Here is a 17,004-nt window from a genome sequence, read left to right as displayed (position 1 = left end):
ATGGAACATTTTATAGTATCTGCTCGCAAGTATCGCCCTCAAACTTTTGAAGACGTTGTTGGGCAGCAAGCGATAACAAATACGCTACAAAATGCTATAAAAAATAACCATTTAGCACAAGCTTTATTATTTACTGGACCACGAGGCGTAGGCAAAACTTCTTGTGCTCGCATTTTGGCCAAACAGATCAATCAAGATGGTAAAGAAGCCAACCCAGATGAAGATTTTGCTTTTAATATTTTTGAATTAGATGCAGCATCAAATAACTCTGTTGATGATATACGTAGCTTAACAGATCAGGTACGAATTCCACCACAGACAGGTAAGTATAAAGTTTATATTATTGATGAGGTACACATGCTATCTCAGGCGGCTTTTAATGCATTTTTAAAGACATTAGAAGAACCTCCTTCTCATGCTATTTTTATACTAGCTACAACAGAAAAGCATAAGATAATACCTACAATTTTATCTAGATGTCAAATATTTGATTTTAAGCGTATTGGAGTATCTGACGCAAAAGATTACTTAAAGAAAATTGCAGCACAAGAAAACATAAATACCGATGATGACGCATTGCATATTATTGCCCAAAAAGCTGATGGTGCTATGCGTGATGCACTTTCAATTTTTGATAGGGTTGTAAGTTTCTCTGGTGATAATCTTACACGTCAAGCTGTAACTGAAAATTTGAATGTGCTTGACTATGATTCATATTTTAAGGCAACAGACTTAATTCTGGAAAATGATATCCCTAAAGTACTAATTCATTTTAATAAAATTCTTGGTAAAGGTTTTGATGGTCATCATTTTATAAGTGGATTAGCATCTCACTTTAGAGATTTACTTGTGGCCAAAGATAAAGCGACTATAGATTTACTTGAAGTTGGTGATACTGCTAAAAAACAGTATTTAGAACAGGCCATTAAAGCACCTATGAGCTTTTTATTAAAAGCAATAGATATTGCCAACGATTGCGATCTTAAGTTTAAGTCTAGCAAAAACCAACGCTTGTTAGTTGAGTTAGCCTTAATGCAATTAGCCTCCATTACTTTTGATGGAGAAAAAAAAAAACATAAACATTTTATAATTCCGGCTAAGAATTTTATAAGCATTTCTAAACCTGTAATAGTAAAAGAAAAAATTTCTAATAATGTTTCGGAGTTAGAAACACATCCTTTAGAAATACAAAAAGAGGTTTTGTCTCCTTCCGTGAGCAAAGCGAAACAGAACAAAGAAGAAACCGTTGAAGTTCTCGAAAAGCCAATTTTAAAAACTGAAAGAAGGCGTTCGTCTGCCCTATCGCTTAACAGTATTTATAAAAAGCCGGTAACAAGGAAATCTAATGACGAAGAAACTCTAAATACTGATAATCTACCCAAAGATCCTTTTACTGAATCTCAATTCTTAACACTTTGGGAGGCTTATATTGAAAAGTTGAATAAGAATGGTGAAAAGATCGTGGCTTCTATCATTAATTCTGATAAACCAAAAATTGAAGGACAAGTAGTAACATTAACTTTTCCGAATTCTATGATGAAAGGTGAGTTTAATAAAGCTAAACATAAGCTTTTAAAACACCTTCGTGAAAGTTTAAATAATTATAGCATTGACTTCAATATTGTTGTAAATGAGGAGGATACTAAAAAGTTCGCCTACACACCTCAAGAAAAATACAATAAACTACTAGAAAAAAATAAATCTTTAGCTAAACTAAAAAGTACATTTAAACTAGATCTTTAACATGTTAGGTTTAAAATTTGATACAGAAACTTCATGGGCAGAAGTTGCCGAGAACGATTTACAACAAATATTAACAGATCATGCTTTCGCAGAACAAAAAGCAGCTTCTAATGCAGTTTCTATTATAATTAATTATCCTGAGGAAACTGAATTGGTAACAGAAATGGCAGACATCGCTTTAGAAGAAATGGAACATTTTAAAATGGTTCATGAATTAATGAAAGCTAGAGGAATGGCCTTAGGTAGAGAACAACGTAACGATTATGCACTTCACTTACATAAGTTCTTTGAAAAAAGTGGTGATAGAAAAGTACAATTAGTACATAGATTACTCTATGCAGCTTTAATTGAAGCCAGAAGTTGTGAGCGTTTTAAAGTGTTTTCTGAAAATTTAAAAGATAAAGAGCTATCAGAATTTTATAAAGATTTAATGATTTCTGAAGCTAATCATTACACATTATTTTTAGGCTTTGCTCGTAAATATTTAGATCGAGATGTTGTAGATAAAAAATGGAAAGATTTGTTAGCCTACGAAGCTGAATTTATGAAAACTAGAGGCAACAAAGCCAAAGTTCACGGATAAAACCTTAAATTTGGACAAAAAATAAGGAGAAAAGTTAATTGTAGTAAAGCAATTGCTTTTATAACTTCTCTCCTTTCTCCCCTTGTTGTTTGCTCCTAATGGAGCAAGATTTTACGAAAAAAATAGTAAGGAGAAAAGTTACTCGTAGGTGTTAATCTCATAGTTTAACTTTTCGCTTCTCTCCTTTCTCCCCTTTTCTTTGTCTCCTCTCGGAGTATATTAAGAACGTAATACTGTTTCTAATTATTGTACAGGACAAATGTATGTTCAAAAACTATATCGGTCAATAGAGCAAATTGGTATTTTTAAAACTCATGGTTTTCAGGGAGTTTCAAAAGTATTTGTAATTATTTAATAATCAATACCCTATATGTTTAAATTTAAAGAAAGAGTCTAATTTTAACAAAAAAATCATCAAAATTAATTGATGATTTTTTTAAATATTTTTTTAAGCTTATACTATTCTCATGGTAAATGGGTAGCTGGGATGCTCTCCATTACTCACTTTTACAGCGTTTATGATAGGAAATATAAAGTAAAACACCGCAATTACTGCAAATCCTAATAATCCTAATCCGAAAAATAAGATCAACGGAATACAGATTAAAGTATAAATGATCATACTTAATCGGAAGTTGATAATACTCCTACCATGCTCATCCATTTCTATAACTTTATCTTTATTTGTTTGCCATAATATTAACGGAACTAAAAATCCGCCAATAAGTGTTACTAAATCTAATAGTTGACTCAGATGTGTAATTACTAATAATTGATTATTTGTTTTCATGTTTTGGTTCTTTTGATTAATGAATACTTGTATATATATGACGTATAAACTTTAATTTTGTTACAAACTGCTACAAGTCAATAGTTTATGATCATAACTTAATATAATATGTAACCAATTAGTTTTCTTAATTTTACAGACGCTAAAATGAACCAATGATTCAGAATGATACTATTATTGCTTTAGCTACCCCTTCCGGTGTTGGCGCTATTTCTGTAATTAGAATTTCGGGCGAAAAAGCTATTGAAATTGTTTCTTCTTTCTTTAAATCTATTAGCAGTAAAGTTTTAAGAAAGCAAAAAACACATACTATACATTTAGGTCATATTATTGAAAACAATAAAGTCTTAGATGAAGTACTGGTATCAATTTTTAAAAATCCTCATTCGTATACAGGTGAAAATGTTGTAGAAATATCATGTCATGGATCGGCTTATATTCAGCAAGAGATTATTCAACTGTTTTTGAGAAATGGTTGTAGAATAGCAGACAATGGCGAGTTTACTATGCGAGCTTTCCTTAACGGGAAAATGGATTTGAGTCAAGCAGAAGCAGTTGCAGATGTTATAGCATCTAATTCTGAGGCTTCACATCAAATGGCCATACAACAAATGCGTGGGGGTATAACTAGTGAATTAAAGGTATTAAGACAACAATTGCTTGACTTTGCGTCGTTAATTGAGTTGGAATTAGATTTTTCTGGAGAAGATGTTGAATTTGCAGATAGATCACGATTTAAAGAATTGGTTGCAAAAATCACTTCTGTCTTGAAAAAACTAATAGATTCATTTGCATTCGGAAATGCTATGAAAAATGGAATTCCAGTAACTATTATTGGTGAACCAAATGTGGGTAAGTCTACCCTTCTCAACGCTTTACTGAATGAAGAAAAGGCTATTGTATCTGATATCGCAGGTACTACTCGAGATGCCATTGAAGATGAAGTAATTATAGAAGGTGTTGCTTTTCGATTTATCGATACAGCCGGCATAAGAGATACTAAAGATGTAGTTGAAAGTATTGGTATCAAGAAAGCTTATGAAAAAGCTGAAAAAGCCCAGTTGATTATTTTTTTAATAGATTCTGAAAAGTTTAAAATTCAAGACTCTAAACTTATTGAAGAATTACAAATAGTAAAACAACGATTTGATGGTAAGAGATTATTAGTTATCGCCAATAAAATTGATTCTTTATCAGAAAATGAAATTTCTACTTTAAAAGCACTTATTCCTGAAGCATTATTATTATCTGCAAAAAAAGGAGTTGGTATTGATGAACTCAAGTCAGAACTAACCTCTTTAGTAAACGCTGGAGCTTTAAGCAATAATGAAACTATAGTTACCAATTCACGTCACTTTGAAGCTTTAAATAACGCTTTAGAAAGTATTTTAGCTGTTCAAAATGGCATCGACAATAATTTACCTTCTGATCTTTTTTCTATCGATATTCGTGAATGTTTAAGGCATTTAGGTAATATTACTGGTGAATATGATGTAGATAAAGATATTTTAGGTAATATATTTTCTAATTTTTGCATTGGAAAATGATTTTAATTAATTGATTACCAACTAATTAATACAATAAAAATTTACTTATTCATATAATCCTGCCATAAAATAAGAACATATTTATACCTGTTATGCTCTTTCTTTTTTAGAAAACCATATTCATAGACAAATAAGTATACATCACCTTTGGTGTTCTTCCAATAGTGTGTAAAAAAGTTAGGATCAAATCCTTTTTCTAATAGAACTTCAGACCGAATGGTAGCCTTACCAGCTTTATTATATTCTTTTAAAATTCTACGGTTTAACTTTAATTGATTATCAACTTTATTGAAAAACTTAGGAGCTTCTTCTTGAGATTTCTTGTAATGGTAAGTACTCTTACAATAAGGGTCACAGAATTTTTTATCAACTCTTCCTTTAAGTGGTTTTTCACATGATAAGCATGTTTTTTGGAGTCTCATTTTTAATTTAATCGTAATTTATACGTATAGCATACGTATAATACACTAATATAATAATTTAATTAATTAGTATTGATAAGAAAAAGAAGATAAATCTTATGAAAGAAGTAAAGTTAATTCCATTAATTCATAATAACAATCATCAAATAGCAATTCAGTTTGTATATGACAACGAAGTTCGTTTACATCTTAAAGAGTTAGAAGGTATTCAATGGAGTACAACACATAAAGTTTTTTATATCTTATATTCAACAGAAAATAAGAGTAGGCTATATAATCATTTACGAATTAAAAATTGGTTTGTTGATTATAGTGCTTTAAAAATTAAAAAGAAAAACATCAACCCCATATCAAGTATTATTCTTCCAAATCTCTATGAAAGTCAACAAAAGGATTTGCTCAAATTTAAAAAATGGTTAACCCAAAAAAGACTAAGTATAAACACAGTAAATACATATATAGAAGTAACTACATTTTTTATAAGATATACCAATTTAAAAAACACAATAGATTACTCAGTTAGATTAATAGAATCTTTTAATTATGATTTTATTGTAAAAGAAGGTAAATCTATTTCTTATCAAAATCAGTGCATTAACGGTATTAAAAAGTATTTAGATTATAAAGGTGTTAACATTGAAAAATTAAAATTAAAACGACCCAGAAAAGAGAAAAAATTACCAGTAGTACTGAGTCTTGAAGAAGTAAAAGATATTCTTGATGCTACTGAAAATCTAAAACATAAGACATTATTAAGTTTGATCTATTCTGCAGGATTGAGAATTGGTGAAGCAATCAATCTAAAAATAAATGATATTGATAGTAAGCGTATGCTTATTCACGTGAAAGGAGCGAAAGGTAAAAAGGACAGGTATACCTTATTATCTTCATCTTTTTTAGAATTACTTAGACTCTATTATAAAACTTATAAACCCAAGAACTATTTGTTTGAAGGACAAAATTCAGCACAGTATACTGCTACTAGTTCGCAGAAAGTCTTGAGAAATGCAATAGAAAAAATTGGATTACAAAAGCGAATAACTTTACATACGCTACGGCATAGCTTTGCTACTCACCTACTCGAAAATGGAACTGACATACGATATATACAAGAATTATTAGGTCATAATAGCCCAAAAACCACCATGATTTATACGCATGTAACTGAAACTAGTATTAGAAAAATAAAAAATCCATTTGATAATTTATAAAACATGGTTAAATTGTCATCAACAAAGAATTTTTTACCTTTTTATGTTGAAAACTATCGGTCATAAAAATAACCTAAACTTCTGCATAGCCAACTATATTGGTTGGGTAAAAGGATAAAAGCTCTGTATATAAACAAGTTGTACACAATATAAACCAACAGAATGAACAGAAAAATAATCACACTTTTACTTTTAGCAATATTCACGAATTTTGGGTATGCTCAATCTGACAAAATCAATATTAAAACTAAACATTTGACGGAAGCGAATTATCTGCAAATGGATGATTTTTATTTGACTCATTATTTATACATTGACCTGTTTCTAAGAGAAAATCTATTTCCAGAAGCGAGTTCTGAAGATGTTTCTTCTATTCTAAAAGCTCTTAAAAAGTATGTTTCTGTAGAAAACAAATTAGACGTTGAAATTGAAAAACCTGGAAAAAGAAATTACTTGATTCGATTTGCAATTTTAAAGAAAGATGACGGAACTGAACTTTTAATTGCTTTCACAAACTGGAGTGTAAAGAAAAAAGAATTTGAAAAAGAAATAAAAATGGAAAATGATTCTTACACGAGATGGTATTTTCTAAATGGAAACAAAATGACTTATCGAAAAGATATGTCTGACCAGAATGATTACTCGACTATGAATAAATCTGACTTGGCTAATGCATACTTATTCGATGAACTAACTGAAAACGATTCCGAGATAGAAAGCACAATAGCGGAATATCTAAACCAAAATGATATAACTGCTTCTGATAAAATTATGGCTAATTTAATTCTCTTAAAATATCAAATCTTTAAAAAAGAGAATGATAATGTCACTAAACAAACTGAACACTTGACTGAATTATTTGAACAAAATAAATCTGAATCAAATTTGAGAGGTTTACATATGGCTTTTGATGCTACGAAATATCAAATAGAATTAATGAAATAAATACTGTGTACAACAATGGCTATAAGTAATTGCTTGTTCTCGCCTACTTGCGAAAATCCTGCGGATTTTCAGCCGTAGTGCTTGCTTGTAAAATTTCGTGCTCACCCACGCAACTACTCATAGCCCAACCGTTGTGTGTAATTTGAAAATCTGGTTCGTCAGGAATGAAATTAACGGAAATACATAAAGTAACTGATAAAATTGATTTTAATAGTTATGACGATTTCGAAACTTATCCAACAACTGAATTGGGATGCCCGAATTGTAATAGCGAGATTTCTTTAAATTTCAAAAATTTAGAAAAACATTCTAACTCGGATTTCACGAATCTTTCGGAACAGGATGCAATAAAAATATCGGAATTTATAAAAACTGAATTAACCGAAATCCCAAACTCTTTTCTGGATTATTACTGTCCAAACTGTGGAATTCCATTAAGAATTCTCTACGATAGCTGGTTAGGTGGAAGACATTCTGAATCCGGATTTACTCTAAAATATATTATAAGTTAAAAAGTAAAAACTACACACAACAACGCCTATAGTTCATTGCGGCGGAATTTCCTCCCGGAAATTCCTACCTTTGAATAAACGCTTGGTAACGCGGAATAGTCCTCGCGGACGATTCCGCAACGAAACCATAGCCCGACCGTTGTGCATAATATTGAATTACGAATAATAATTTAAATCCATATAAAATGAAAAAGTTTAAGATTCTATTAGTCTCATTCATTATTTGTTCAATTTGTAACGCTCAAACCGAATGGACCGACTACAAAGGCTTTATGTGTGCAAGCGGACTTGACGCAAGAGTAAAAAAACTTTCCAATTCCGAAAGTGGTAATACTTGGGTTATCGAATTCCGAAATAGATATGAGAAATCTATTAGTCTAAGTTATGGTGCATTACCAACTCACAAAGCATTTACTAATAACAAACTTACTGAAGGTCGTATTACCATCAAACCTTTTCAAAATGAAACCATCTCAACTAAAATATCAGATGTAGACAATAAAATTCATGTGCATATTAAAAATGTAATTTTTGGGCAAGACGGCTCAGAAGAATCTAATTGTATGAAAAGTGGCAATCAAGCCTCTTTTATTGCACCTCGTGTGATTGATTCGGGCTTAGATTCAGGTGGTGGAGGTATCCCAAATTCCATTTTGACAGAAGCAAAATCTTTGCTTATAAATATTATAGAAAAATCTTATGAGTCTTCTAGAAATGGTAAACTACGAACTGGTTACACGCCAAATTTTTCATTAAATACAGATAAAATTTCTTCTAGTGATTTTGTGATTTCAAATAGCTTGAATTTTGGGGGTAAATATTATTTAGGTAACGGACAACAAACATTTGGAAATTTTTTTGAAATAAATATGGATGGAACTTCCTCGTTCAATTATAAGGCCAATAATCAATGGTTTAAGTCTGAATATAAATGGGGTTTTTTTACCATTGACGGAAAACCATTTTATCGTATGAAAGTTGAAACGAAATATCGTAATTATAATGTTTATCCAGTACTATTTTATTCAGCAAAAGACAAAACAGGTTTTATAAACAATAAAGATGAAAATGGTAAATTTTGGGGAATTGTTTACTTCTATAGTAGGAATCCAGGAGGTAAATATCTTGATTACATTTTAATTGGTTCAGAAGCTACTTATTATAAAAAAGAATAATAATTCGATTTAGCACTAAGAATAAATACTATGCACAACAATGGCTATAAGTAATTGCTTGTTCTCGCCTACTTTGGAAATTCCGCAGGAATTTCCAACTTGGTGTGTACTTGTAAAGTTAAGTGCTAACCCACGCAACTACTCATAGCCGAGACCGTTGGCAATAATTAAACTCGATTGAGATAATTCATAAGAATGAATCGTGAAATAATAGATATAAATGATTATACAATCTTGTTGGAAGTTGCTTCTACAGATAATAATTTAATAGATTCATGTTTTTTTGACGAACCTGTAATAGCTATCGCCTTTTATGGTGCAGGTGACGTTAGACTAAAAGTAAAATTTGATGGAAAAGTCAAAGAATTCCATCACACCAAAGGTATGGTGCTATCATTTTATGCAGATAATATGGTAGAGTTTGAACATCATGTTTCCAAACTAAAATCGCTGCAATGTTTAGTAATCGCAACAACAATAAGAAACATAGACAAATTGCCTAATGGTGAAGGTCAATTCATGGAACAATTTTTATATCAATTAATTCACCCTAAAGATCATTATGTTGAAGGCTCAGTATTTAATATGAGCCCAGAAATGTTTCAATTAGTTGAACAGTTCTTTAGCAATACCTATGAGGGCGAAATTAAAATGATGTTTTATAAAAGTCATATCACAGCTTTACTTTCTCATTATTTTGGACAATTAGCAAAACAACAACACACAAAACTTGATACTTCGCAAATAGAAAAAATCAATCTAGCCCAAGAAATTTTAATATCAGATTTGGAAAATCCGCCTTCCTTAACAGAGCTTGCCTATAAAATCGGAACAAATACAAATAAACTTAAAACAGAATTTAAAGCACAGTTTGGCGTTCCTGTTTTCAAATACTTACAAAACGAACGGTTAAAAAAAGCTTATAATTTAATAAAGAACGAACGTAAAACTATTCAAGAAGCTGCTTGGGCTGTAGGTTATGATAGTTTAGGTTCTTTCTCTAACGCTTTTGAAAAAAAGTTTGGTTATAGACCTAGTCAAGCGTAAAATTCTTTTCGAATAAATCATAATTCTTTTTGAATAAGTCACTGGTTCACAGCTACAATAGATTTGTATCATAATTCAAAAAACAAAAATTATGAAATCTAACATTTTAGTTATTGGTGGAACTGGTAAGACTGGTCGCCGAGTAGTTGAACAATTACAAAACAAAGGAATTGAACCAAGAGTTGGCTCAAGAAATGCATCACCAAGCTTTGATTGGGATAATAAAGATACGTGGATCACTGCTTTAGAAGGTATAGAAAAAATGTATGTCACTTATTATCCTGATCTGGCTGTTCCAGGAGCGAAAGAAGCCATTGAGAGTTTAACCTATTTAGCAAAAGAATTAGGAGTAATAAAAATGGTTTTACTTTCAGGAAAAGGTGAAACCGAAGCAGAAGCCTGTGAAAAAATTGTTATGGATTCAGGTATCGATTATACAATAGTTAGAGCTTCTTGGTTTAACCAAAATTGGAGTGAAAGTTTCTTTTTAGACCCTATTCTTTCAGGAGAAGTGGCATTACCAATGTCAGATGTTTTAATTCCATTTGTAGATACAAATGATATTGCAGAAGTAGCAGCAACTGTATTACTGGATGATACTTATAATGGTGACATTATTGAGGTGACTGGTCCAGAATTAATCACGTTTAAAGATATTGTGAATATCATTTCAAGAACTAGTAAAAGAAATTTGAATTTTTACGATATCACGCTAGAACAGTATATCGATGGCATGAAACAATTGCAAATACCTAATGATGTTGTGTGGTTAATTGAGTATTTATTTAGTCATGTTTTAACCAATCCAAAAAATCAACTGGTTGTTAATGATATTGAACGAGTTTTAGGAAGAAAAGCGAAAACATTTCTAGAATATGCACAAGAAACTGCCGAAACCGGGATTTGGAGTCAAGTTGAAGTCCAATAACTATTGCCAACAACGTGTATAAGTAATAGCGATTTGAATCTTAAATCAAGTCGCTATATTTTTTATTTTGTAAATTACTTTCTGAAAAGTAGTGTATTAAAACTCGCTACTACTCATACACGAACACGTTGTACAACATTTACATTTTATGAGAATAGGAATAGTAGTTCTTTTATCTATTTGTTTTAGCTGCAAAAAAATGCCGCAAAATAAGTCGGAAGAAGTTAAAATTGTTGTTGATTCAACTGGTTTAAAAATAGAGTCACTTGAAAAGCTAAACAAAAATTCCATAAGTGAAGGTCAATGGGTGAGTTTGATAGATTCATTGTCAACTGTTAATATCGAAGGGAATAAGTGGATTTTTCAATATGGGAATGAAAAAAGGGAACCAGAAGACAATCACGAATATGTAATAACGGAAAGTGTCTATGATAAGCATGGTGCAATTGTCGATGGCTATTTATTCTTGATACAAGAAGCGGATACACTGAAATATGGGATCGACTTTCTGTCTGAAAAAAATATGTCATTGGTTTATTTGCCACGGGGAAACACTCATCTTTATTTCAAAATGGAATAAAAAACGTTGTACAACACCGTGTATAGTTCATTGCTTCGGATTTTCCCTTCGGAAAATCACTCGCAAAAGAACTATCGCCGGTTTTATTTATTAATTTAGTCGCTAAACCTAACGCAACGCAACATACACAAACCGTTGTAGTGCATTACGATAAAATGAAAATAGACGCAAAAAATATTGGTAGAATTTCATTCTTTAAATACATAGGAATAACTGTACTTATCCTAAGTGGAATGCTGATTTTGTCTATGTATTTATCTCCAGAGTTAAAGAAACTGATCAATAGAAATTTGATTAATCCGTACTTGAACGAAACTGTGTATTTTTCAATCCAAATAGTGTTGGACTTAATAATAGCATATTTTATAGCAGGGAAAATTGGCGAAGCAATAATTAAAAATAATAAAAGTTCTTTTCTAACGACTTTTCTAGGTTTCTTGAAATTATGGTTTGGAATATTTATAGTAGCAATGCTTTCTGAAATGATACCAAGACTTATTGAATATGGATTTAACTTAGAACATATTGGACTCGGCATACTGATGTGGCTGCTTATGGGTGGTCCATTATTTATAATAATCGGAGCTGCTCAAGGAGGATTAACAGGTTGGTTCATTGGAAGGGAAATTGAAAAAAGAAAAACGCACTACAACACTGTATATAGCAAATAGGGCGTTCGGTGGTTTACGAAAGTTTAGTGCTATTTACAAACACCGCCAAATCGTTGATTTGGCCTTTAAGAATGAATAAATTAAAAACAAAATACAACCCTTTGGCTCAGAGCAAAATTGAAAGTTTATCGCTTTCTACTGCCCTACTTGCCATATACTAAACGTTGTACGCAAGCTCAAAAAATATGAATTGGACTAAGTTCCTCATCCTTTTGTTCTTATTTATGTCAATCATTAGTTGTAAAAACTATTATAATGATACAATAGAATGGATGGACAAGCTTGAAAGCGGAATGAATATTGAAAGTGTGCAAAAAGTGGAGCCTGATTACTTGGAAATTGACTGGAATAATCCTATGACTGTTGGAAATGAAAAATGGTATTTAGTGGAAAAAATTAAAGGAAATAATGATGTTCTGCGAATGTCCCATTACTTGGTTTTTGTTGAGAATGAATATCAATATCGGGAATCAAAAAAATAAAAAAGCCAGCGTACAACAATGGCTATAATCCATTGTTACTTCTTTCTAAACAAAAAACATTACTTTTAAATGCATGATTCCTAAAGCGGACAATTCCTGCGGAATTACCCACAACGGAATCATAGCCGAACCGTTACCACACATTTGAAAGTAAGAAAGCTTAGATATATAGTGTTTTTGGTTTTGGGGTATTTTATACTCAAACCCATTGTGCCTTATGGAGATTATTGCAGCGGCCTTGGAGCGGCAATGAATTTTTTCTTCTTCGGTGCTTTGACTCTACTGTTGTTTCTCATCATCGCAATATTTGATATTGTTGGAATGATAAAGAATAAATCTAAATTTGATTTTATTCCTCTTTTAATAACTATAACAATCGGAATTATATATTTCACAATTTTGGAACTGGACGATCGGAAATTTTGGACAAAAAAAACTCTGACTGCCAGGATTGAAATAGAAGCCACTCCGAGAAGTGGATCTCTTAATTTGTATGAAAATGGGACTTTTTCTGCGACTTTACATAATGCCGATAACAGTTGTACTTTTCAAGGTAAATATTTGATTAATAACAACAAACTTGAGCTAAATAGGTCGGATTTATCTGATATGACGCAAAGAGTATTTACAACACAATATATACTTGACGACAATAATAAAACTCTTAGTCCATTTGACAAAAGTTACGGAATATTGGAAATAAGAAAATAAACGTGTGGTAACAACGTGTATAATTAATTGCTACGGAATTTCCTACTCGGAAATTCACTTGAATTAATTACATTTGAGTACGTCGGAAAATCCTAACGGATTTCCCGCAACTAACCATACACAAACCGTTGTACGCAAGCTAAAAAATGAAACTAAACACAGTAATTCTAACTTTATTTTTGACATTGAATCTGATTGCTCAAACAAAAACTGAATTTAAAAGCGGAATGATAAATATTACAGCTGACCAAAATATTGATACGAAAAAACTAACAATAAAACTCGTGGAAGGTTTTGGTTGGAATATTACCTTTTATGACTTATTTCGAGGAAATAAAATCGCGGAAAACAACTTTCCGAAGGAAAAGGGGATTTATACTTTGGTCATTAATTATTCGAAAAATCTAGTTTATACGGAATTAGTTCTGTACAAAACAGACCCGAAAAACGAATATTTGGAATTTGATTTCTATAAGGAAAATGATAGAATATTTTGCCGAATCAAATCTGATTACTCAACTGAACTGAATAAAGAAATTGTAATGAACGAATTGGACCCTGAAATGAAAAAAATATTGGGAACCATAAACAAGGAAAAAAACTAAAAAGCCAGCGTACAACACCGTGTATAATTAATTACTACGGTGTTTAAAGAGTGTCTCGGAAATCCTGGCGGATTTCCTTACTCCTGCCCTTTTTGCTATCTTAGTCGCTTACGCAACTAACCATACACAAACCGTTAGCCACAAGTACCAATCAGAACTCAAAATGAACGACAAATTAATCGGACATAAATTCAAATTAGTTAATTCTGAAAAAACAGGAATTACACTTGAAATGAATAGTTGGAGTACTGAAAATTTCATTGAAAAGTATTCAGTAAGTTTCGACAATGAGAAAATAATTGAGCGAATAAAAGCAGAAAATATTTCTTTCGGAGAAAAAGTTTCAAAGATTGACTTTTTTAATCGTTTAATAAGAGATATTCAATCAAAAGACGAAAAAACAAAAGAGTTTGCTTCCGAAATTCTTTGTGATTTTCTTGAATTTGATATTTCTGATTTTGAATTAAAAACCTTGAAAATCGGAATTGAGAAGATAATTGAACAGTTAAAAACAGAAAAGAATATTAACGCTGAACAAAAATTAGCGGAAGGACTTTTTGAATTTATTTGCTCTGGAAAATTAAATAATAAAGAGAAATTAAAACTATTGGAAAGATTGACTGAAATTGATTCTTATCAAATATGTCTGTATTTAGATGACGAAGATTATTTGAAAATTCCGAAAGTAAAAAGATACGTTGAAAAGAATAAAACCAGTGGCTAACACCGTATAAAATTAATTGCTAGTTTTGGCTCACTTGGGAAATTCCTTCGGAATTTCGCCGTTCGTGATTTATCTAGTAAATTAGTTGCCTGAAACACGCAACTAATCTTATACCAAACCGTTGTAGTGCATTCAGGAATGAAAAAAACCACATTATTATTTATCATAATTTCAGTCACTTTTTTAAGCTGTAAAAGCTCTAAAATGGAATTGGAAAAACTTAGAATTAGTGAAAATACTGGGGTTGTTGTGAATAATGAATGGCTAGTGCTTAATCCAAAGGAATTTATTGACGGACTGACCAATCGGAATTCAATAAATGTTGTTCAAATACAATTATCCGAAATAAATTACTCAAACAACTATGATCAAATAATCGGATTGACAAATGTTGCGGAATTCAATTCCGAAATGGGAATTGATTTTGAGTTCATTAAAAATATTGATCCCAAAAAGAAGGTCTTATTCTTGGTTGACGGAATACCTTCGCACAATTATGATTTCGTTGCAGAATATCTGATTTCAAGAAAAATAAAGGAACTAGATAAAATTGGAATAAATGAATCCATTGCAATTTGGGGTAAAAGAGAAGGTAAGAATGGCGCGGTTAGAATTAAGACCTTTGAAAAGAATGAAGTAATCGTTCCAATAATTATAAAATAAAAACGCACTACAACAATGGCTATAATCCATTGTTACTTCATTCTAAACAAAAAACATTACTTTTAAATGCATGATTCCTACAGCGGACAATTCCTGCGGAATTATCCACAACGGAATCATAGCCGAACCGTTGTACACAAGCTGAAAAAAATCACTCGAATTGATTAAAAAGACTCTTATTGGAATTTTAATACTCGGAATTATTACCATAATCGGATTTTTCGTTTTAATGGCAAACTTTGAGATTTTTGATGAACCAACCGAAACGGAATTAAAAGCGGAATGCGATTATGAAGGATTGCGGAAAATAAAAATGACCCAAGAAAGCGGAAATGCAACAACAAACCGTTCGATTATAATTTATGCGACTGAATGTGATAATGAAGAAAAAACATCGGAATTAATTTTTGTCGCAAGCGCTGGATTTATTAAACCAAAAGATGTCGATTTTAAATGGAAAAACTTTGACACTTTGACTATTAGATATAATAAGAAATTGGAAATTTTTGAGAAAAAAACGGAATCAAAATCTGTAAATCCGAAAATAATATTTGAATATATAACTGAATAAAAAAGCCAGTGTACAACAACGTGTATAATTAATTGCTGCGGAATTTCCTCGCCGGAAATTCACTTGAATTAATTAACTTGCCAATACGCCGGAAAATCCTAACGGATTTCCTGCAACTAACCATACACAAACCGTTAGGCAACATATGAAACCGACTTCAGAATTATATAATAAATCATTCAGAATTCTATTCTTCGACGAAATGTGGGAATATGAAAAAACAATATCGGAATTGAATGAAAAACTGAAAACGGAGAAAAATAGCAATGCGTATAATAATTTAGGAGTTGCTCATTTTGAGATTGGACAACTTGAAAAAGGAATTGAAAATCTGAATGTAGCAATTGAACTTGATAAGCGGAATTCTATAGCTTACTCAAATCGTGCGGAATTGAATAAAAAGTGGAATAAAAATCACGACGCTGAAAACGATTACGGAAAAGCAATCGAGTTAAACCCAAAAGACGCAACCTTTTGGAGATGTCGAGCTTATTTGAGAAAAGAAAATGGAGAATTAGAAAAAGCGTTATCTGACTTTAAAAAAGCAAAGAAAATTGAACCAAGATTTCAACCGACAAAGAACGAAATAGCTGAATTGGAAAAAGAACTCGGAATCAAACGAAAAAATTGGATTGAAAAATTAATCGGAAAATGACAAAACAAGAGTTCTTATTTCATTTAAAAGGTGCAAGTTTAGTTGCTTTAAAATTTGCGGAGAATTATATAAAGAATAAGTTGACAACTGATTTCAAGTATAATGTAATTTTAAATGCTTCGACAGATGACCCAAATCTCACTCAATTTGATATTTATCGAGAAGATGATGGAAAAATGGAATTGGATTTAACTGACCAAGAGGTTGTTGAATTACTTTATCGGAATGGAAAAGTGCCGGTTTGGATTGATATTAATGTGCTAAAATCGAGTAGAAAAAGTACAACTTTCAATCTGCTTTGTTCAGGTAGATATTCGGACGATAAAAAAGAATATTATTATAATGACAATGGTTCTGGACCATTTGGAATAAAAAGTCCAAAATTGCCAGTTGATTATAAAGAAGGAAAGAAGTTTAAACTAAAATAAATACGTTGCCT

General features: G+C 31.2%; 21 protein-coding genes. 19 read left to right on the top strand and 2 right to left on the bottom strand.

What is annotated here, in order from left to right:
* Positions 1–1,743 (top strand): DNA polymerase III subunit gamma/tau, encoded by a 1,743-nt coding sequence (locus tag AC3IF2_RS03620; RefSeq protein WP_489165672.1) that lies wholly within the window; start codon positions 1–3, stop codon positions 1,741–1,743.
* 1 nt (position 1,744) lies between these two features.
* Complete coding sequence (locus AC3IF2_RS03615) at positions 1,745–2,326, top strand: MiaE family protein (RefSeq protein ID WP_489165671.1); 582 nt, start codon at positions 1,745–1,747, stop codon at positions 2,324–2,326.
* Positions 2,327–2,780: 454 nt separating this feature from the next.
* On the opposite strand, the gene AC3IF2_RS03610 is transcribed toward AC3IF2_RS03615, so the two are convergent.
* Positions 2,781–3,116, bottom strand: a complete 336-nt coding sequence (locus tag AC3IF2_RS03610; protein WP_489165670.1) for a DUF4870 domain-containing protein — start codon at positions 3,114–3,116, stop codon at positions 2,781–2,783.
* Positions 3,117–3,271: 155 nt separating this feature from the next.
* Between AC3IF2_RS03610 and mnmE the strand changes: the two genes are divergently transcribed.
* Complete coding sequence (gene mnmE / locus AC3IF2_RS03605) at positions 3,272–4,663, top strand: tRNA uridine-5-carboxymethylaminomethyl(34) synthesis GTPase MnmE (protein ID WP_489165669.1); 1,392 nt, start codon at positions 3,272–3,274, stop codon at positions 4,661–4,663.
* A gap of 41 nt (positions 4,664–4,704) precedes the next feature.
* Here mnmE and AC3IF2_RS03600 read toward each other — a convergent pair whose 3' ends face one another.
* A complete protein-coding gene (locus AC3IF2_RS03600; protein WP_489165668.1) occupies positions 4,705–5,085 on the bottom strand; it encodes a hypothetical protein in 381 nt (126 codons plus the stop codon).
* 98 nt (positions 5,086–5,183) lie between these two features.
* On the opposite strand from AC3IF2_RS03600, the gene AC3IF2_RS03595 reads away from it, so the two are divergent.
* The 16 genes from AC3IF2_RS03595 (at position 5,184) to AC3IF2_RS03520 (ending at position 16,993) form a co-directional block, all read left to right on the top strand.
* Positions 5,184–6,296: a tyrosine-type recombinase/integrase gene (locus AC3IF2_RS03595; protein WP_489165667.1), complete on the top strand. Its 1,113-nt coding sequence runs from the start codon at positions 5,184–5,186 to the stop codon at positions 6,294–6,296.
* A gap of 162 nt (positions 6,297–6,458) precedes the next feature.
* A complete protein-coding gene (locus AC3IF2_RS03590) occupies positions 6,459–7,241 on the top strand; it encodes a hypothetical protein (protein WP_489165666.1) in 783 nt (260 codons plus the stop codon).
* Between the two features lie 164 nt (positions 7,242–7,405).
* Positions 7,406–7,753 (top strand): hypothetical protein, encoded by a 348-nt coding sequence (locus AC3IF2_RS03585; protein ID WP_489165665.1) that lies wholly within the window; start codon positions 7,406–7,408, stop codon positions 7,751–7,753.
* A gap of 185 nt (positions 7,754–7,938) precedes the next feature.
* Positions 7,939–8,928 (top strand): hypothetical protein, encoded by a 990-nt coding sequence (locus AC3IF2_RS03580; RefSeq protein ID WP_489165664.1) that lies wholly within the window; start codon positions 7,939–7,941, stop codon positions 8,926–8,928.
* Between the two features lie 195 nt (positions 8,929–9,123).
* Positions 9,124–9,975: a helix-turn-helix domain-containing protein gene (locus AC3IF2_RS03575; RefSeq protein WP_489165663.1), complete on the top strand. Its 852-nt coding sequence runs from the start codon at positions 9,124–9,126 to the stop codon at positions 9,973–9,975.
* Between the two features lie 91 nt (positions 9,976–10,066).
* Positions 10,067–10,903: an SDR family oxidoreductase gene (locus tag AC3IF2_RS03570; protein ID WP_489165662.1), complete on the top strand. Its 837-nt coding sequence runs from the start codon at positions 10,067–10,069 to the stop codon at positions 10,901–10,903.
* Positions 10,904–11,051: 148 nt separating this feature from the next.
* A complete protein-coding gene (locus AC3IF2_RS03565; protein WP_489165661.1) occupies positions 11,052–11,483 on the top strand; it encodes a hypothetical protein in 432 nt (143 codons plus the stop codon).
* 155 nt (positions 11,484–11,638) lie between these two features.
* The gene (locus AC3IF2_RS03560; protein WP_489165660.1) at positions 11,639–12,154 is read left to right on the top strand and encodes a hypothetical protein; all 516 of its coding nucleotides are present in this window, start codon (positions 11,639–11,641) and stop codon (positions 12,152–12,154) included.
* A gap of 272 nt (positions 12,155–12,426) precedes the next feature.
* Positions 12,427–12,636 carry a hypothetical protein gene (locus AC3IF2_RS03555; protein ID WP_489165659.1) on the top strand — a complete coding sequence of 70 codons (210 nt, stop codon included), beginning with the start codon at positions 12,427–12,429 and terminating at the stop codon, positions 12,634–12,636.
* A 144-nt stretch (positions 12,637–12,780) separates the two neighbouring features.
* Positions 12,781–13,347: a hypothetical protein gene (locus tag AC3IF2_RS03550; protein ID WP_489165658.1), complete on the top strand. Its 567-nt coding sequence runs from the start codon at positions 12,781–12,783 to the stop codon at positions 13,345–13,347.
* A 146-nt stretch (positions 13,348–13,493) separates the two neighbouring features.
* Positions 13,494–13,952 carry a hypothetical protein gene (locus AC3IF2_RS03545; RefSeq protein WP_489165657.1) on the top strand — a complete coding sequence of 153 codons (459 nt, stop codon included), beginning with the start codon at positions 13,494–13,496 and terminating at the stop codon, positions 13,950–13,952.
* A gap of 163 nt (positions 13,953–14,115) precedes the next feature.
* Positions 14,116–14,676, top strand: a complete 561-nt coding sequence (locus AC3IF2_RS03540; RefSeq protein WP_489165656.1) for a hypothetical protein — start codon at positions 14,116–14,118, stop codon at positions 14,674–14,676.
* A gap of 204 nt (positions 14,677–14,880) precedes the next feature.
* On the top strand, positions 14,881–15,339 hold the full coding sequence (locus AC3IF2_RS03535) for a hypothetical protein (RefSeq protein WP_489165655.1): 459 nt from the start codon (positions 14,881–14,883) through the stop codon (positions 15,337–15,339).
* A gap of 160 nt (positions 15,340–15,499) precedes the next feature.
* Positions 15,500–15,910 (top strand): hypothetical protein, encoded by a 411-nt coding sequence (locus AC3IF2_RS03530; RefSeq protein WP_489165654.1) that lies wholly within the window; start codon positions 15,500–15,502, stop codon positions 15,908–15,910.
* 145 nt (positions 15,911–16,055) lie between these two features.
* Positions 16,056–16,565 (top strand): tetratricopeptide repeat protein, encoded by a 510-nt coding sequence (locus AC3IF2_RS03525; protein WP_489165653.1) that lies wholly within the window; start codon positions 16,056–16,058, stop codon positions 16,563–16,565.
* On the top strand, positions 16,562–16,993 hold the full coding sequence (locus AC3IF2_RS03520) for a hypothetical protein (RefSeq protein ID WP_489165652.1): 432 nt from the start codon (positions 16,562–16,564) through the stop codon (positions 16,991–16,993). The genes AC3IF2_RS03525 and AC3IF2_RS03520 overlap by 4 nt, the downstream gene beginning before the upstream one ends.
* The last annotated feature ends 11 nt before the right edge of the window (positions 16,994–17,004 follow it).

It is taken from the genome of Maritimimonas rapanae (assembly GCF_057837205.1).
The sequence above is the reverse complement of the archived record's forward strand: the minus strand, read 5'-3'. Positions and strand labels throughout refer to the sequence as shown.